This is a genomic window from Citrobacter sp. Cc139 (assembly GCF_030334645.1).
Lineage (GTDB): Bacteria > Pseudomonadota > Gammaproteobacteria > Enterobacterales > Enterobacteriaceae > Citrobacter > Citrobacter werkmanii.
Map to the genome: position 1 here is coordinate 118,261 of NZ_JAOWDM010000092.1, position 16,757 is coordinate 135,017.

At 54.1% G+C, this 16,757-nt stretch carries 17 protein-coding genes and 2 other RNA genes; 3 read left to right on the forward strand and 16 right to left on the reverse strand.

Annotation, left to right across the window (positions count from 1 at the left end; all coding sequences use genetic code 11):
- Positions 1-104: 104 nt before the first annotated feature.
- Positions 105-243, forward strand: a non-coding RNA gene (locus OGV69_RS19760) — RtT sRNA.
- A gap of 44 nt (positions 244-287) precedes the next feature.
- Positions 288-426: non-coding RNA, RtT sRNA (locus tag OGV69_RS19765), on the forward strand.
- A 148-nt stretch (positions 427-574) separates the two neighbouring features.
- Here OGV69_RS19765 and torA read toward each other — a convergent pair.
- The 11 genes from torA to ccmA form a co-directional block, all read right to left on the reverse strand.
- Positions 575-3,094 (reverse strand): trimethylamine-N-oxide reductase TorA, encoded by a 2,520-nt coding sequence (gene torA, locus OGV69_RS19770; RefSeq protein ID WP_114140308.1) that lies wholly within the window; start codon positions 3,092-3,094, stop codon positions 575-577.
- Positions 3,095-3,103: 9 nt separating this feature from the next.
- On the reverse strand, positions 3,104-4,267 hold the full coding sequence (locus OGV69_RS19775) for a NapC/NirT family cytochrome c (protein ID WP_286469447.1): 1,164 nt from the start codon (positions 4,265-4,267) through the stop codon (positions 3,104-3,106).
- Positions 4,268-4,492: 225 nt separating this feature from the next.
- Positions 4,493-5,359 (reverse strand): c-type cytochrome biogenesis protein CcmI, encoded by an 867-nt coding sequence (gene ccmI, locus OGV69_RS19780; protein ID WP_069323300.1) that lies wholly within the window; start codon positions 5,357-5,359, stop codon positions 4,493-4,495.
- Entirely contained in the window at positions 5,356-5,823 is a 468-nt protein-coding gene (locus OGV69_RS19785; protein ID WP_077223854.1) for a cytochrome c-type biogenesis protein, read from the reverse strand. The genes ccmI and OGV69_RS19785 overlap by 4 nt, the downstream gene beginning before the upstream one ends.
- Positions 5,820-6,377, reverse strand: coding sequence for a DsbE family thiol:disulfide interchange protein (locus OGV69_RS19790; protein ID WP_069323299.1), 558 nt, complete (start codon positions 6,375-6,377; stop codon positions 5,820-5,822). Before OGV69_RS19790 ends, OGV69_RS19785 begins: the two co-directional genes overlap by 4 nt.
- Positions 6,374-8,329 (reverse strand): heme lyase CcmF/NrfE family subunit, encoded by a 1,956-nt coding sequence (locus OGV69_RS19795; protein ID WP_069323298.1) that lies wholly within the window; start codon positions 8,327-8,329, stop codon positions 6,374-6,376. The genes OGV69_RS19790 and OGV69_RS19795 overlap by 4 nt, the downstream gene beginning before the upstream one ends.
- Entirely contained in the window at positions 8,326-8,802 is a 477-nt protein-coding gene (ccmE, locus tag OGV69_RS19800) for a cytochrome c maturation protein CcmE (protein WP_038639584.1), read from the reverse strand. Before ccmE ends, OGV69_RS19795 begins: the two co-directional genes overlap by 4 nt.
- Positions 8,799-9,011: a heme exporter protein CcmD gene (gene ccmD / locus OGV69_RS19805; RefSeq protein WP_038639581.1), complete on the reverse strand. Its 213-nt coding sequence runs from the start codon at positions 9,009-9,011 to the stop codon at positions 8,799-8,801. The genes ccmE and ccmD overlap by 4 nt, the downstream gene beginning before the upstream one ends.
- Positions 9,008-9,754 carry a heme ABC transporter permease gene (locus OGV69_RS19810; RefSeq protein WP_069323297.1) on the reverse strand — a complete coding sequence of 249 codons (747 nt, stop codon included), beginning with the start codon at positions 9,752-9,754 and terminating at the stop codon, positions 9,008-9,010. The genes ccmD and OGV69_RS19810 overlap by 4 nt, the downstream gene beginning before the upstream one ends.
- Before the next feature lie 36 nt (positions 9,755-9,790).
- A complete protein-coding gene (gene ccmB, locus OGV69_RS19815) occupies positions 9,791-10,450 on the reverse strand; it encodes a heme exporter protein CcmB (RefSeq protein ID WP_069323296.1) in 660 nt (219 codons plus the stop codon).
- A complete protein-coding gene (ccmA, locus tag OGV69_RS19820) occupies positions 10,447-11,070 on the reverse strand; it encodes a cytochrome c biogenesis heme-transporting ATPase CcmA (protein ID WP_038639573.1) in 624 nt (207 codons plus the stop codon). The genes ccmB and ccmA overlap by 4 nt, the downstream gene beginning before the upstream one ends.
- 375 nt (positions 11,071-11,445) lie before the next feature.
- On the opposite strand from ccmA, the gene OGV69_RS19825 reads away from it, so the two are divergent.
- The gene (locus OGV69_RS19825; RefSeq protein WP_069323295.1) at positions 11,446-11,739 is read left to right on the forward strand and encodes a YciI family protein; all 294 of its coding nucleotides are present in this window, start codon (positions 11,446-11,448) and stop codon (positions 11,737-11,739) included.
- Between the two features lie 49 nt (positions 11,740-11,788).
- On the opposite strand, the gene phoH is transcribed toward OGV69_RS19825, so the two are convergent.
- From phoH to efeU, 5 genes are all read right to left on the reverse strand, one after another.
- On the reverse strand, positions 11,789-12,577 hold the full coding sequence (gene phoH, locus OGV69_RS19830; protein ID WP_006685183.1) for a phosphate starvation-inducible protein PhoH: 789 nt from the start codon (positions 12,575-12,577) through the stop codon (positions 11,789-11,791).
- Positions 12,556-12,852, reverse strand: coding sequence for a hypothetical protein (locus OGV69_RS19835; RefSeq protein WP_038639568.1), 297 nt, complete (start codon positions 12,850-12,852; stop codon positions 12,556-12,558). Before OGV69_RS19835 ends, phoH begins: the two co-directional genes overlap by 22 nt.
- Before the next feature lie 246 nt (positions 12,853-13,098).
- Positions 13,099-14,382, reverse strand: a complete 1,284-nt coding sequence (gene efeB / locus OGV69_RS19840) for an iron uptake transporter deferrochelatase/peroxidase subunit (protein ID WP_204563381.1) — start codon at positions 14,380-14,382, stop codon at positions 13,099-13,101.
- 5 nt (positions 14,383-14,387) lie between these two features.
- A complete protein-coding gene (gene efeO / locus OGV69_RS19845) occupies positions 14,388-15,515 on the reverse strand; it encodes an iron uptake system protein EfeO (protein ID WP_069323293.1) in 1,128 nt (375 codons plus the stop codon).
- 58 nt (positions 15,516-15,573) lie between these two features.
- Positions 15,574-16,407: an iron uptake transporter permease EfeU gene (gene efeU / locus OGV69_RS19850; RefSeq protein WP_038639559.1), complete on the reverse strand. Its 834-nt coding sequence runs from the start codon at positions 16,405-16,407 to the stop codon at positions 15,574-15,576.
- Between the last annotated feature and the right edge of the window lie 350 nt (positions 16,408-16,757).

A 16,757-nucleotide genomic window follows, 5' to 3' on the forward strand; every position in this document is an offset into this window, starting at 1 on the left:
ACGCCTGGAAAGTGTGTATACGGCAACGTATCGGGGGTTCGAATCCCCCCCTCACCGCCATATTTTAAGAAGAGCTCGTATGCAAGTACGGGCTTTTTTTTCGCATGTTGCACGTCTGCGGGGGGATGAGAAGCCCCGACCGGGGTTCGACTGCTGGCGCAGCCAGCTGGACAGACCGGGAGCATCGCGAACGGGCTGCCCCGAAGGGGCGAGCAAAGCGAGTCAATCCCCCCCTCACCGCCATATTTTAAGAAGAGCTCGTATGCAAGTACGGGCTTTTTTTTCGCATATTGCACGCCTGCGGGGGGATGAGAAGCCCCGACCGGGGTTCGACTACTGGCGTAGCCAGTTGGACAGACCGGGAGCATCGCGAACGGGCTGCCCCGAAGGGGCGAGCAAAGCGAGTCAATCCCCCCCTCACCGCCATATTTTAAGAAGAGCTCGTACGCAAGTACGGGCTTTTTTTTCGCATATTGCACGCCCGTGGGGTTCGACTGCTGGCGTAGTGAGAATTAAAAGAAACGGCCCCTCTCACCACTGGCAAGAGGGGCCGTTCGTTATGACCGGCTGTCGATTATGCGCCTACTGGCACATTATGCGCGGTGTTTTGCAGCACCGGTCCGGTATATTTCTCGATCTGCAACTGTGACATCTGCCCGCAGTTCCCCTGCGCCAGGCTGGAGGAACCGACGTCAAAGGTCAGGCAGTTGACGTTACCGTTCTTGCACAGCGAACCAGGCTGTGACGGATCGGCCGGGTCAAACCACGCCCCTTCGCTGATCCGCACCACCCCTTCACGGACGTTATCGGTAATCACTGCCCCAACCAGGATCTGCCCGCGATCGTTAAAGGCACGAACCAGATCGCCCGCACTAATGCCACGTGCGCTGGCATCCTTCGGATGGATCCAGATAGCCTCACGGTCGGCTACTGCATACTTCTTACGTAGCGGCGTGTTGTCGAGCTGAGAGTGTAGACGGTTAATCGGGTGACCGGTATTCAGCGACAGCGGGTATTTCGCTGCTTCCGGCCCGCGATACCACTCGTGAGGCGGCATCCAGGTCGGGATCGCTTTACAGTCCTCGTAGCCCATTTTGGCAATGGCATCAGAATAGATTTCGATTTTACCGGACGGGGTACCCAGTGGATTAAGCAGCGAGTTCTCGCGGAAATCAGCAAAGCGTACCCACTGTTTATTCTCTTCCGGAATCGGGAAGCGGATATAGTTGTTGGACGCCCAGAACATATCAAACGGCGGTAGCGCCACGCGTGCGTTACGCGCCTGGGCTTTCATGTCGTCATACATGCCTTTTAACCATAACATCTCATCTTTACCTTCGGTAAAGGCGTCGTGTACGCCGAGGATCTCGGCAATACCGGCAAAGACGTCAAAGTCATTTTTCGCTTCATGCTGCGGCGGCACACACTGGCGTAGCGGGAAGACGTAAAGCTGCGAGTAGTCGCCGCCCATGTCCAAATCGTTACGTTCATAGGTCGTGGTAACCGGCAGCACGATATCGGCATGTTTCGCCGTTGCCGTCCAGTAAGGTTCGTTGACGACCACGGTCTCCGGGTTCTGCCAGGCTTTGACCAGGTTATTGGTATCCTGATGCTGGTGGAAGGTATTCCCCCCCGCCACGTAGACCATTTTAATATCCGGGTAGGTCACTTTCGTGCCGTTATAATCAATGGTCTTGCCAGGGTTCGCCAGCGCATCGGCAATACGCGCTACCGGGAACGGTGTAATGTCTTTTGCCGCCGGAGAGGTTGGGCTACCCGCCGAAATCCCGGCAAGAATGCCGCCGCGCGCGGTCGGACTACCGCCGGAAGAGTAGTGATAGCTAAAGCCGAAGCCGCCGCCAGGCAGACCAATCTGCCCCAGCATCGACGCCAGGGTCACCATCATCCAGTGCGCCTGCTCGCCGTGATGTTGGCGCTGAATGCCCCAGCCGCCCATGATCATGGTGCGGTGTTTTGCCATATCGCGCGCCAGCTGTTTGATCACCTCGGCGTCAACACCGCTGATGTCCGCCGCCCAATTGGCGTCTTTCACAATACCGTCGTCCTGACCGGTCAGATACGCTTCAAACTTATCGAAGCCGACGGTATAGGTTTTCAGGAAGTCAGCGTTATGCAGTTTTTCCACCAACAGCGTATGGGCAATCCCCGCCATCAGCGCACAGTCGGTATAGCTGTGCGGGCCAATCCACTCGGCACCCAGCATGCGGGCGCTGTCGCTGTGCACCGGATCGATACAGATCATCCGGGTGCCTTTTTTCTTCAGCGCTTCAAAACCAGTCTGGCTGACGTGATCCGGCAGGTTCCAGCTGTTTTTAAGCGTGATCATAGGGTTACAGCCAATCATCACCACCAGCTCGGTGTTTTCAATGACGTTCGGCCATGCGGTCTGCTGCTCGTAAACCTCAACAGAGCCCACTACATGCGGCATAATTACCTGTGCGGCACCGGTCGAGTAGTCGCCGGAGTAGCCGACAAAACCGCCTGCCAGGTTCATCATGCGCTGCAGTAGCGTTCTTGGGTTGTGGAACATCCCCACGCTTTTCCAGCCATAAGAGCCCGCATAGATAGAGGACGGTCCGTGCTCTTTCTGCAGACGGCTGATTTCACCGGCCACCAGATGCAGCGCCTTATCCCAGCTCACGCGCACCCACTCATCGCGGCCACGCAGCTCTGGTTTACAGTCTTTCGCGCCGCCTTCCAGCCAGCTTTTACGCACCATCGGGTACTTGATGCGGTTTTCGGCATACACCTGATAAGGTGCCATGGTAATCAGTTCGTTCGGATACGGATCGTCTTTCACCGGACGAACGTCAACCATTTTGCCATCGCGGACAATCGCTTCAAACGCGCCCCAGTGGGCGCCGGTCAGAATGCCGCTTTCCGCCTGGCGTAACGCTACAAACTGCGGCAGCGCCTGGCTTATCGCTTCGGCCAGCGCCGAGCGTGGCCACATTCCCGCCAGCAGCGGCGCCGCCATTAAAGCTCCGGCACCAGCCAGAAAACGGCGACGAGTCAGATTCATACCTGCTTCCTGGCTCTGCTGCGCCATGTCATGGTCATTATTCTTTTTCATCATGGCTCCTTATTTTTTGTCCTGATCGGCTGCTGCGGGCATGTCGCTCGCGTGTTTTTGTACGTACTGGGTCAGAAGACGAACCTGTTCCTGCGTCAGCGACGTACGACCGGACATGCCTTTAACCACCCCAATCCACTGGTTGGCGTTAAAGCGATTCAACTCGGTAAGACCGTGGCAACCGGTACAGTTGTTAGCCATGAGTTCGGAGGCGTAGCTCCAGATTTTTTGTTGATCGCCAATCAGACTTTTCGCCGGCAGCCAGACCTGCAGATCGACTTCATGCCAGACCTGTTTCGTCTCTTCATCGGTTACCGTGCTGTTCACTTTCAACGCTTTACGCGCTTCCTCACCCAGCAGGGCGCTCATGATGCGTTTACCACGCGCGGCGTAGAACGCCTCGGTGACGCCATCCTGCTGCCAGCCTTTGACGTCAGCCAGTACCATATCACCGTCACGTTTCACTACCTGCACTTCGGTGGAAGCCATCAGGTTACCGTCGTTATGATCGGTTGTTTTCTCACTAAGCCAGAACGGTTGGGTTTGAATGGTGTACAACGTGGTCGCCGTTGCCGGCGTTTTCGCTGCCGCATTCGCCAGTTCGCTCGCCCCTGCTGCCGCCAGGCCACTCATGTTCGGCAGAATGTGCGCGACCCCTTTATGACAATCGATACAGGTTTGGCCCTCTTTGATCGCTACCGGGTGCTGCTTACGGGCTTCAGGCGTTTGCGCCAGTATATCCATCGCTTTGTAGTCGTGGCAGGAACGACAGGTTGCCGAGTCGTTCTTCTTCAACCCATCCCAGACGCTCTGGGCCATCGCGAGCTTATGCGCCTCGTATTTTTCTGGGGTATCGATTTTGCCGGTCATTTCACCCCAGACATCTTTCAGGGCGCCAATTTTGGTCAGCATATAATCGATCGGTTGGTGGGGAACGTGGCAATCGGCACACTCGGCGCGAATACCTTTATTGTTCTGGAAATGCACACTGCCCTGATATTCCGCCAGAGGTTGTTGCATGGTATGACACGACACGCAGAATTCAGTGCCGCTGGTTTTATGCATGATAGTTGCCGTACCCGCCAGCAGCACGACACCAATAATGATCCCAACCAGCAGGGCGATAAATATAATTTTTCGCCTACCTGAACGTTCCAGTGAAAGTTTTCTCATCTTATTATTTAACCCTTTTCCTAAAATAAAGACGCAATAGTCCTTGCCACATGACAATCGCTATATAAAAATATTTATAGCGATTACCGTCATCTTCTACTCCAACAATGCTTATGGAAGTTTGATTCTGCGGGCTAATCATCAGAGGTTGATTAGCCGATAATTTCAGCGTGGTATCACATTGCAAATCGAACAAACCTTCGCGCAAATGTTGATATATTTTGATTATTTCAGTGTAGCGATTTGTTCTTGTTTCGCGCGGTCGATACTACGAATAATGATCTCTCGTTGGCTATCGTCCGGCGGTAACAGTTTCAGCATCAGTTGCCATGCTGCTATCGCTTTATCATATTGTTGATGCTCAAAGGCGTTAAACGCCACAAGGCTGAGTACCCGTACATCGTTATGGTTATTTTTAAGCAACGTATCAAGCAACTGCTGGGCTTCACGGCTATCATTCGGATCCGTAGAGTGCAGCAATGCTTCGGTATAGCCCAGTTGCGCATCCGCATTTCCCGGCGCCAACTGTCGCGCTTTATCAAATGCCTGTAACGCAGCCCCGGGGTTATTCAGCACCAGTTGTAGCCTACCGAGCATCGTCCAGCTTAGCTGGTCTGCCGGATATTGCTGCAGACGAGTACGTAGCCCCAGCGCCAGGCGAAACAGCTCTTCTTCCGACAGCGGTTTCCCCTGGGGATCCATCACGCGCTGCATCAGTTGCGGCGTTTGCTGCACGACCTGCTGCCACTCAATTACACGGGGGACGTAACTCGTTCGGACGAATACCCCTACGCATAAAGAGGTTAGTATAATAACCCCGAGAATATACACCCAATAGCTACTATTTTTGTTATCCGTTTTTGGCGACTCAGGCAGATCTTCCAATAAATTCAAGCGTAAATCGTCAACCAACTGCTGTTGCTGAGCCGCATTTACCGGAGAAATGTCTTCATCAAGCTCCTGAAGACGCGCACGAAAAATCATATGATTCATCGTGTTACGATCAACGCGCTGTCTGCCTGACCAGGGAATAAACAGCAGTGCCGCCGTCCCCAGCAGTAAAATCATCATGATAAGAAAAGCGACGATCATTTCAGGGTCCTTTTGTTTTCATCGAGAAGCGCTTGCAAACGCGCCTGCTCATGCGGACTGAGTTCCGTTTCCCGCGCTGCCCGCGGGCGACGGCTTAAACGGAAAATGACCAGCGCGCCGCCCAGTACAAAACAGGCGGGCAACAGCCAGAGGATCAGCGTCGCCAACGTTACCGGCGGCTCATAGGTGACGAAGTTACCGTAGCGCGCCACCATATAATCGGTAATTTGCTGATTGCTTTGTCCCTCCTCCATCAGTTGCCAGACTTTTTTACGCATATCGGCGGCAATCATCGAATTGGAGTCGGCAATACTGTTGTTTTGGCATTTCGGGCAGCGCAGTTGCGCGGTCAGTTGGCGGAACTGTTGCTCCTGAGCCTCATTTTTAAACGGATAAGTGTCAATCGCCGCCAGCGCCTGAAACGATAGCAGCGCCGTCAGCAACGTCATTAGCAAAAATCTCACGCGCTGCCCTCCCGACTGTATTTATTCCACAACGGCAGGATTTCCTGCTGCCATACCTGTTCGTTCAGATCGCCTGCATGGCGGTAGCGAATAATGCCTTTGCCGTCGATAAGAAAGGTTTCCGGCGCACCGTAGACACCGAGATCCAATCCCAGCATACCGTCACCATCAAACACCCCCTGCGCGTACGGATTACCCAGCTCCTGCAGCCAGTCCAGCGCCTTCTGGCGATCGTCTTTATAGTTAATGCCCACGATGCGAATACCCTGCGCCGCGAGGGAACGCAGGTATTGGTGCTCCGCGCGGCAGGTTGGACACCAGGTCGCCCAGACGTTAAGCAGCACCGGTTTACCGTTGATAATACTGGACGCGTCCAGCATCACGTCAGGCTTCTCCAGCGACGTCAGATGAAACGCGGGGAGCGGTTTGCCAACCAGCGCCGACTCCAGCGCCGTCGGGTCATCGCCGTCGCTATTGCGCAGCAGTTGCCACATTAGCGCTGCCACCAGAATCAGAAAGATAACCAGCGGCAGATAAAGGACTTTGCGGTTCATTGTGCGTTCTCCGGCAGCGATTTACGTAAGCGGTAGCGCGGGTCCAGAATGCACAATACGCCACCAAGCGCCATTAACATTCCGCCAAACCAGATCCAGCGAACAAACGGTTTGTAGTACAGGCGCACCGCCCAACTGCCGTCATCCAGTTCTTCACCCAGCGCGGCATACAGATCGCGCACCAACCCGCCGTCGATGGCGGCCTCGGTCATCTCCATCCGGCTGCTGCTGTAGACGCGTTTTTCTGCCCGCAGCGTGCTGATATGCCGCCCGTCCTGCGAGACGTCAATCACCGCTTCACCGCCAAAATAGTTCGGACCTGTAATGTCCTGAACGTCGCGGAAGACAAAGTGATATTGATGAATATCGACGCTATCGCCCGGCTTCATACGCACATCGCGCTCAATGCTATAGTTCTGGCTAAAGGCGATGCCAATCACCGTCACCACCAGCCCGACATGCCCAGCCACCATCCCCCAGTGGCTGCGCCCCAGGCGAGTTAGCCCGCGCCAGAAGGTATGGCGATCGGTAGCGCGTTCCACTACCTCCATCACTGTCAGAACCAACGCCCACAGCGACATCAGCAGACCAAGCACGGTCATCGCCTTAATACGGTCCTGCATCAGCCACGGCAGCACCACGGCCAGCACAATCGACACCAGCGCCGCAACCAGCAGCCGCTTACGCAGCTTATGCAATTCATCGCGCCGCCAGCGCACCAGTGGCCCAATCCCCAACAGTAGCGAGAAGGGAATCATCAGCACGATAAACAGCGAATTAAAGAATGGTTCACCAATTGAGATACTACCCAGCCCCAATAATTTATGAATCAGCGGCAGTAGTGTGCCCAACAGCACCACCAACATCGCGGCGATCAGCAGGACGTTATTCCCCAACAGCAGCGACTCGCGCGACCACAGCTCATGGCGTACCCGAGAGCGCACCTTCCCGCCTTTAATGGCAAACAACAGCAGCGAACCGCCGATGGTGATCACCAGCAGCGCCAAAATAAACAGGCCGCGCGTCGGATCGGAGGCGAATGAGTGTACAGAGATGAGCACCCCGGAACGCACCAGGAAGGTGCCGAGCAGGCAGAGCGAAAAGGCGAGGATTGCCAGCAGCACGGTCCAGGACTTGAAGCTACCCCGCTTCTCCGTTGCTGACAGTGAGTGAATCAGCGCCGTGCCGGCCAGCCACGGCATCAGCGAGGCGTTTTCGACCGGATCCCAGAACCACCAACCGCCCCAGCCCAGCTCGTAGTATGCCCAGGCAGAACCCAACACAATGCCCACCGTCAGGAAGCTCCACGCCGCCAGCGTCCACGGACGCGACCAGCGCGCCCAGGCGCTGTCCAGACGCCCGGTCATTAACGAGGCGATGGCAAAAGCAAAGGCGACGGAAAAACCCACGTACCCCATGTACAGCATCGGTGGATGAAAAATCAGTCCAATATCCTGCAGCATCGGATTCAGATCGCGGCCTTCGATCGGAAAGTCCGGCAGCGTACGTACAAACGGGTTTGAGGTCAGCAGGATGAACACCAGGAAGCAGAAGGAGATCATCCCCATCACCGCCAGCACGCGGGATGATGCTTCCAGGGGAATGTTGCGGCTAAGCGCCGCCACGGCAAAGGTCCAGCCGCTCATCAGTAGCACCCACAGCAGCAGTGACCCTTCGTGCGCCCCCCAGGTAGCCGCCACGCGATACCATACCGGCAGCAGCGTATTCGAGTTGCTGGCGACATACTGAACGGTGAAATCATTCACCACAAAAGCATAAACCAGTATCAGAAATGACCCGAGGATCGCCGCAAACATGGCGAACGACAGCGGTTTCGCCAGCGCCATCATCCGCGTATCCTGGCGCATCGCGCCCCAGGTCGGATACAGCCCGAGCAGGCAGGAAATACCCAGCGCCAGGCACAGCAGAAAATGCCCAATTTCAGGGATCATTGCGCGGCTCCTTGTTGATTCCCGGCAGAGTGATGATTTTCATCCATCGCCTCTTTAATCTCCGGAGGGGTATAGTTTTCATCGTGTTTCGCCAGCACCTCTTTGGCGCGAATATGGGTACCGTCTTGCAGTGTTCCTTGTGCCACCACTCCCTGCCCTTCTCTGAACAGCGCTGGCAGGATCCCCGTATAGCTCACCTCTACCACGCCGCGCGCATCGTAGAGCTTAAAGGTCACGTCCAGCGTTTTATCGTCACGCTTCACGCTGCCTGGCATCACCATGCCGCCAATGCGCAGGCGCTGTCCCGGTTCCGGCTTCTGGCCATTTTCCCGCTTGCCGTAAATGATTTCCCCCGGCGTATAGAAGAGATCGATATTGGCGCTGAGCGCATACATCACCAGTCCGACCGTCAGCGCCAGTCCTCCCAACACGCTACAGGCAAGCCAGAGTCGTACCTTACGCCGCGGATTCACAACGCCTCTCCTTTTTTACGCGCCGCCAGCATCCGGCGCTCGCGCGCCATTTGACGCTGTACGTCAGTCAGCAGCGCCCTGCGCTGCCAGCAGGCATGCCAGACCACAACCAGCAGCGAGAGCGCCGTCACGGCAACCGCCAGCCAGACATAAAAGGCGTAGCCGCCCATCTGCCAGAAATCACTCCAGGAGTGGAAAGCGCTGGTCATGAATTAACCTCGCTCTTGCGCCCGGAAACCAGCTGCGCCACCCATGGGCGACGACGTTCCTGCAGCAGAATCAAATTACGCATACGCATTAATGTCAGAGTAATAAAAAGGAATAAGAAGCCGAAAATCGTTAAACGCAACGGCATACGCATAGATGGATCGATGGTTTTCTGCATATTGGTCGATCCCTGATGCAGGGTGTTCCACCATTCAACGGAAAAATGAATAATCGGCAAATTGACTACCCCGACCAGAACGAGGATCCCGGCGGCGCGCCCGGCCAGGCGGCGGTCGTCAAAGGCGTGATACAAGCCAATCACGCCGACATATAAGAACAGCAGCACCAGCTCGGAGGTCAGACGCGCATCCCACACCCACCAGGTTCCCCACATTGGTTTGCCCCAGGCCGAACCGGTGACCAGCGCGATGAAGGTATAGACAGCGCCGGGAAGCGCCATCGCAATCACCGCGTTGTCCGCCATTTTCATTTGCCAAATCAGGCCCACAAAGGCGGTCACCGCCATCGAGCCATAAATCCCCATCGACCAGATAGCCGCGGGCACATGCAGATACATGATGCGATAGCTTTCGCCCTGCTGATAATCCGCTGGGGCGTAGACAAAGCCCCAGATGCAGCCCACCACCAGAAACAGCGCGCTCAGAATAGTCATTGCCGGAATAAATCGCCCGCAGACCTTATACAACCGCTCTGGAATGGCGAGTTGGTGTAACGCTTTCCACATTTTTTCTTTGCCTCATATTCCCGGAGATGACGGGAGTTATTGCACGCTGATTCGTAACGCTGCCGCAGTGGCGAACGGACTTAAGGTGGCGCTTCCTGCCAGGAAGGCCCCGAGGATCGCCAGATAGCCGTCAACCGGCAGCAGCATCTGCGCCGCGCCCACGGCGGCGGTCGCAAAAATTAATAAAGGGATCATCAACGGCAGCACCAGCAGGCTGAGCAATACGCCGCCGCGCCGCAATCCGACGGTCAGCCCGACGCCAATCGCACCAATAAAACTGAGCGTGGGCGTACCCAACAATAGCGTAAGCGCCAGCACTTGCCACTCCGCAACGGAGAGGCCGAACAGCGTGGCGATAAGCGGCGAAATGATTAACAGCGGTAGCCCGGAAACCACCCAGTGCGCGGCGACTTTCGCCAGCACCACCAGCGAAAGCGGGACTGGCATTAGCATCATCTGCTGCAACGAACCGTCCAGCCAGTCATCACGAAACAGTCGATCCATTGCCAGCAGCGAGGAGAGTAACGCCGCTACCCAGACGATGCCGGGGGCAATTTGCCGCAGCAACTGCGGCTCCGGGCCAATACTGAGTGGAAACAGCGTGACGATAATCAGGAAAAACCACAGCGGGTTGATAATTTCGGCACAGTTACGAAAGGCAAGACGCAGGTCGCGCCAGAAAATCTGCGTGATCATGCCACAGCCGCCTCATACTCATTGAGCGTAATCGTGCGCAACGGGACGCAGAGAGGCCGTAAAGGTTGATGGGTTGTCAGAATAACTGCGCCGCCATGGACGACATGCTGTTCCAGTCGTGTGGTCAGTTTTTGCACGCCAGCCACGTCCAGCGCAGTAAAAGGTTCATCTAAAATCCAGAACATTGCGCGGCTGAGCCACAGCCTGGCCAGCGCTACGCGCCGCTGCTGCCCGGCAGAAAGCTGAGCCACAGCCACATCTTCAAAACCGACCAGTCCGACCTGCTCCAGCGCTTGCCAGCGCGTCTCAAGCGACGCCTGCGGGTGATAAAAACGCAAATTTTCCTCCGCCGTCAGCCCCCCTTTTACGCCAACCTGATGGCCAAGCCACAACAGTTGACGATGCCAGTCGTCACGCATCCGATGCAGCGGTTTTCCCTGCCACAAAATCTGCCCTTCGCTCGGCGTTGATAATCCGGTTAGTAGCTGTAATAAAGAGGTTTTTCCTGCCCCATTAGGACCCGATATTTGGACAACTTCGCCGGGCTGAATAGAACATGATAGGCGGCAAAAGAGTAGACGTTCATCCCGCAGGCACGCAATATTTTTTAATTCAAGCATTAGAAGGCGGATCCAGTTCGGGAGCGCAGCGTATTCAAGGATCTATAGTATAGCGAAAGTATGCGTTTCAGTTTGCCAAATATGTTAAAAAATATAAAACGCTCATGATCTGGAACATTATCGTAATATTTATCTCATCACGAATGTTTCATGATTATTAATAATAACTCGCCGATTAAGCGATAGCCGCCATTTTTTCGCCAGCCATCAACCATGCCAACCCATCCGCCCCCCTACAAGTGTACAATTAACAGACATAAATGCTGCATATGCATTTTTAATATTAAAATTTAGGAAGGACAGTGTTGATATTAATCTTTTCTCTCCCTGGTTATATGCTACGTTAATACACTTTAAAAAAGCAGGGACAATAAAATGAGTGTTATTTATGTTGTTGTTTTAACCTATATAAAACCGTTGAAAGACGTCGATAGCCTACTTCCTGCCCACGTGGATTGGCTGCAAAAAGGCTATGCGGAAGGTTTATTCCTGGCATCAGGCCGCAAAATTCCACGTTCCGGTGGTGTGATATTGGCAAAATGTGATGACGCTGAGAAATTAGAACACTATCTGAGTCAGGATCCCTTCCAGCAGGCTGGCGTCGCGAAAGTTGAGTTGATCCCATTTGAAGCAACCATGACGGCTGCCGCCTTAAAAGATATTCTGTAATACCGCAAAACAAAGCCCGGTTTCCCGGGCCTTGAAGACGGCGTACTCATCAGTTGTAAGCGTTGAGCGTTCGCTGACAGAGCGCCGAGCGAACGCAATCATCTTTATTGAAACGAACGATCCCAACCATTTCATCTTCTTCGAAACGGGCCAGCGCATCGCTTAGCCCTGAGCGAACGTGGGCGGGTAGATCGCACTGGGTTACATCCCCATTCACAATCACCGTCACATTCTCACCGAGGCGAGTCAAAAACATCTTCATTTGTGCAGCGGTAACATTCTGAGCCTCGTCAAGAATGACCACGGCATTTTCAAATGTTCGTCCACGCATATAGGCGAACGGCGCGATTTCCACCTTACCAATCTCAGGTCGCAGGCAATATTGCATAAAGGAGGCTCCCAGACGTTTCACCAGCACGTCATACACCGGGCGGAAATAGGGAGCGAACTTCTCGGAAACATCTCCAGGTAAGAAGCCGAGATCTTCATCAGCTTGCAGAACCGGACGGGTTACAATAATCCTGTCCACATCTTTGTGGATCAGCGCCTCTGCTGCTTTTGCCGCGCTGATCCAGGTTTTACCACACCCGGCTTCACCGGTGGCGAAGATCAGCTGTTTACTCTCGATAGCATTCAGGTAGTGCGCCTGAGCCTCATTTCGCGCCGTGATTGGCGTGGCATCGCGACTATCACGCGCCATTCCGATCGCTTCTACGCCGCCCATCTGCACAAGCGAGGTGACCGATTCATCTTCACGTTGCTTATGGCTACGCGAGTCCCGCCTCAGCACCCGTTTTGCTTCGCGACGAGCTTTGATCACTGCTTTTTGTCTTCCCATGGATAGCACCTTGAGTTGTAGGTATACATCACACGCGCCGTTGGCGGCACGATTATGCGCACGAACATCTGAGGGTTGGCTTCCTTGTAAGCCATTGCTTGCTTTTGGATAAGACGCCACCCACGGCTACGCGCACCGTACAGGGCGTCAGTTACAAGGATAAAAAGTGAAAGGGGGAGAGATTTAGCGGTGACGAAGTGGCTACCGGAAGAGAAACGTCCGCGTAAGGTACTGCTGTTACTGTGAAAAACGTGTCCAGTACAGGACTTTTCCATTCGCGATCTCCATAGTGAACAACTATCACCGCCGGGAACTACCGCTGTTACTTATAAGTACATCATAATCTTTCGCTAATGCAACAATATTTTTACTTGCCATTAACTTGATTTTGACTTGTCGCTACAGACAGTCTCTTGCAGAAAGATGACAAAATTATTTCATTCACAGACCGATCATAAAAAATAATTCGTTCATTCATGAAGATGTCAGTAAAAGCCCCGCCGCGCTGCGGGGCATAGATATCAAGCTTCGAGCAGACTCTGTCCGAGATAATGATCTGCGGTTTTGACACCCGGCAACGCAAAGAAGTAACCGCCACCAATTGGTTTGACATACTCCTCAAGCGCTTCACCGTTCAGGCGTTTCTGCACCGTCAGAAAACCTTTTTCCAGATCGTGCTGATAGCAGACGAACAACAGTCCCATATCAAGTTGACCGGAATTGGTCACGCCGAGCGAATAACTATAACCGCGACGCATCATCAGGCTAGACTCGGTCTCCTTCGTACGCGGGTTTGCCAGACGGATATGGCTGTCGAGCGCAATCACCTCACCTTCTGGATCGCTGGCATAGTCAGGCACATCGTGCTCATGCTGCATACCCAGCGGCGCACCGGTGTGTTTATCGCGACCAAAAATCGTTTGCTGTTCTTTCAGCGGCGTGCGATCCCAAAACTCCACGCGGAACTGAATGAGCCGCACGGCCTGATAGCTGCCGCCTTGCGCCCACGCAGGTTCGCCCTGCCCGTCCGTAACCCACACCACGTTTTGCATCAACTTCGCATCTGTAGCGTCCGGGTTCGCGGTACCGTCCTTAAAGCCAAGCAAGTTGACCGGGGTCTCTTTCCCTTTACTGCGCGCGGCGTGATCGGAAATAAATCCTTCACGTTTCCAGCGAACGCTGAGCAGATCGGGCGTATGTTTGATGATATCGCGCAGCGCGTGGATGACGGTGTCCTGTGTGTTGGCGCAAATCTGCAACAGCAGATCGCCATGGCACAGCGCTGCATCCAGAGAATCATTCGGGAAACGCGTCATTTTTTGCAGCTTTTTCGGCATCTGCGGTGTCAGACCATAGCGCTCGTCAAACAGCGAGGAGCCGACCGACAACGTGATCGTCAAATTGTCTGGTGCGATGTATGCGCCAAGGATACCGGAATCCATCGGCGGTAACCGCGGATTCGGCGTATCCGGCGCAGGCCCACCGGTAGTCAGAAACGCAAATCGACGGGTTAGCAACCGGAACAGACGTTCAAGATCGGCCTTATCGCTGGCGAGAACATCGAACGCCACCAGCATCATGGATGCCTGCTGCGGCGTCAGGATCCCCGCCTGATGTTGGCCATAAAACGGCTGCACTTCACTGCGCGCATCAGGAGACAATGTTCCCGGCGCGCTTTGCTGTTTTTGCGCATGGGCAACCGGGCATCCGCCAGCCAACGCCAGCGCGCCGCCCAAAGCGCCCATCCCTTTCAACAAACGTCGGCGTGAAGGTTCGCTCACGCCGTTTTCATTATCTTGCTGCATAGTGCTTAATCCAGACCCAGAACACCGCGTAATTGTGACAAGTCTTCCGCCAGCGTCGTGATTGGCCCTTTCAGCGCATTGCGATCGGCATCGGTCAGTTTGTCATAGGTTTCAAAACCGTCTTTGGTACGGTACTTGCTCAGAATGGTATCGACTTTTTTGAAGTTCGCATCCACCTTCGCCAGCAGTTCAGCATTGGATTTTTGTAACTGCGGACGCAGGAGATCGACAATTTTCTGCGCGCCATCGACGTTAGCCTGGAAATCCCACAGATCGGTATGGCTGTAGCGATCTTCTTCCCCACTGATTTTGCTGGCTGCGACTTCTTCGATCAGCCCTGCCGCGCCACCTACCACTTTAGACGGTGGGAAGGCCAGCTCGCTAATACGCGTTTGCAGGTCAAGGACATCGTGGTTTAACTGGTCGGCATACTTGTCCATCCCTTTGGTGGTATTGTCACCGAACAGCGCTTTTTCCAGACGGTGGAAGCCGGTAAATTTCGGATCGGCAGCTTTTTGTTCGTAATCATCTTCCCGCGCATCAATGCTGCCATCGAGATCGGAGAACAGTTCGGCAATCGGTTCAATACGCTCGTAGTGCTGACGCGTTGGCGCATACAAGGATTTTGCTTTTTCCACATCGCCGACTTTAATCGCATCGGTGAAGGCTTTGGTACCCGCTACCAGTTGCGCGGTTTCTGCCGTCACGTAGGCTTTGTACTCGGTAATCGCGCCGCCCAGACTCAACAGAGCATCACTGTGCGCGGCATCCGCTGTAGCGCTTCCTTTTACGATCAATTTGCCTTTCGGGTTGGTCAACAAGCCACAGGTCATATCATATTCGCCAGGCTGCAGGTTGGCCGTCATTTTCTGGCTAAAGCCCGGCGCAATGTTTTCGCGCTCTTCAACCACCATAACGCCTTTGAGGATCTCCCACTCCAGCGCTTTCTGGCTGTGGTTCTGGATGATGAACTGCGTTTTCCCGGCGTTAACCGTGATCGTCATCGGCTCACACTGTTTATCGTTAACCGTGACTTTCACCTGCGGAATATCGGCGGCTTGTGCAGAAAAAACGGAAGCAAACAGCGTGGCAATACCCAACTGCAGCGCACTACGGCGAAAATGAAACGTCATAACCTGGTCCTTTGAATAAGTATGTTGTAACTAAAAAGTATTCCGCATCGCGTTGTTTTTAAGGTGCGGTACGCGATGCCGTAGTGCCTGAACGCGGCGGTAGCGCAAAAATAATGAATGCCGGAATCAGGTAGATAAACCAGACAGCCACTTCACTCACGCTTGGCGCCTCCTGATAGCCGAAGATTCCTTCCATCAACGTGCCAAACAGCGAGTGCGTCGAAAGTATGCTGCTTATGTCAAACGCCACATCCTGAAAATGATTCCATAACCCGGCTTCGTGGAAGGCGCGGATGGCTCCAGCGGCAAGTCCGGCGGCCACCAGCAAAATGAACAGACTGGTCCACTTGAAGAATGCCCCGAGATTGAGACGAATACCGCCGAGGTAAATCAGGTAACCCAGTACCACCGCGGTGGCCAGCCCCAGCATCGCGCCCAGCGGCGGCCAGATGCCGACATCCTGCTGAAACGCCGCCAGCAGAAAGAACACCGACTCCAGCCCCTCGCGGGCGACGGCAAAAAAGACCATCATCACCAGCGCCCAGCCGTGATGGTTGCCGCGCTGCAACGCGTTATCGACAGCCTGTTCAAGCTGGACTTTGACGTTACGTGAAACTTTACGCATCCAGAACACCATCCAGGTGAGGATCACCACGGCAATGACCGCCACGATGCCTTCGAACAGCTCCTGCTCTTTTTGCGGAAATTCCCCGGTGGTTTCGTTGATGAAAATCCCTAACGCCAGGCATAACGCCGCCGCCAGCAGCACACCAATCCACATCACACCAATCCAACGACCACGCTGAGTCCGTTTCAGGTAGCTGGCAATCAGGCTGACAATCAGCGCGGCCTCTAACCCTTCGCGCAACATAATTAGAAATGGAACAAACATGCGAAGAACCCTTAAACGTTATTCTCAGTCAATTGATGCAAAGAAAAGTAAATTACAGTGATAGTGATTATCATTACAGGAAAGAAAAACTCAAGCAGAATGTTTTGAGAATGATGACTGAATGTAAAAGGTTAGGCAGGTAATGGTTATAGCGAGCTTGCAGCGTAGGTAATAAAAGCCCCCCACATGCGTCAATGTCATTAAGTTAACGCCTCTATATCAGAAAGCATCAACCTTTATTCGCGAAGGTAATGAACATGCTATTTCAGAGAAAGGATTCCGTTCACCTCATGTACATCGTTTCTCTGAAACACCGATTCCTGTGAACGTGTAAAGGGCGTTCTCCGCCA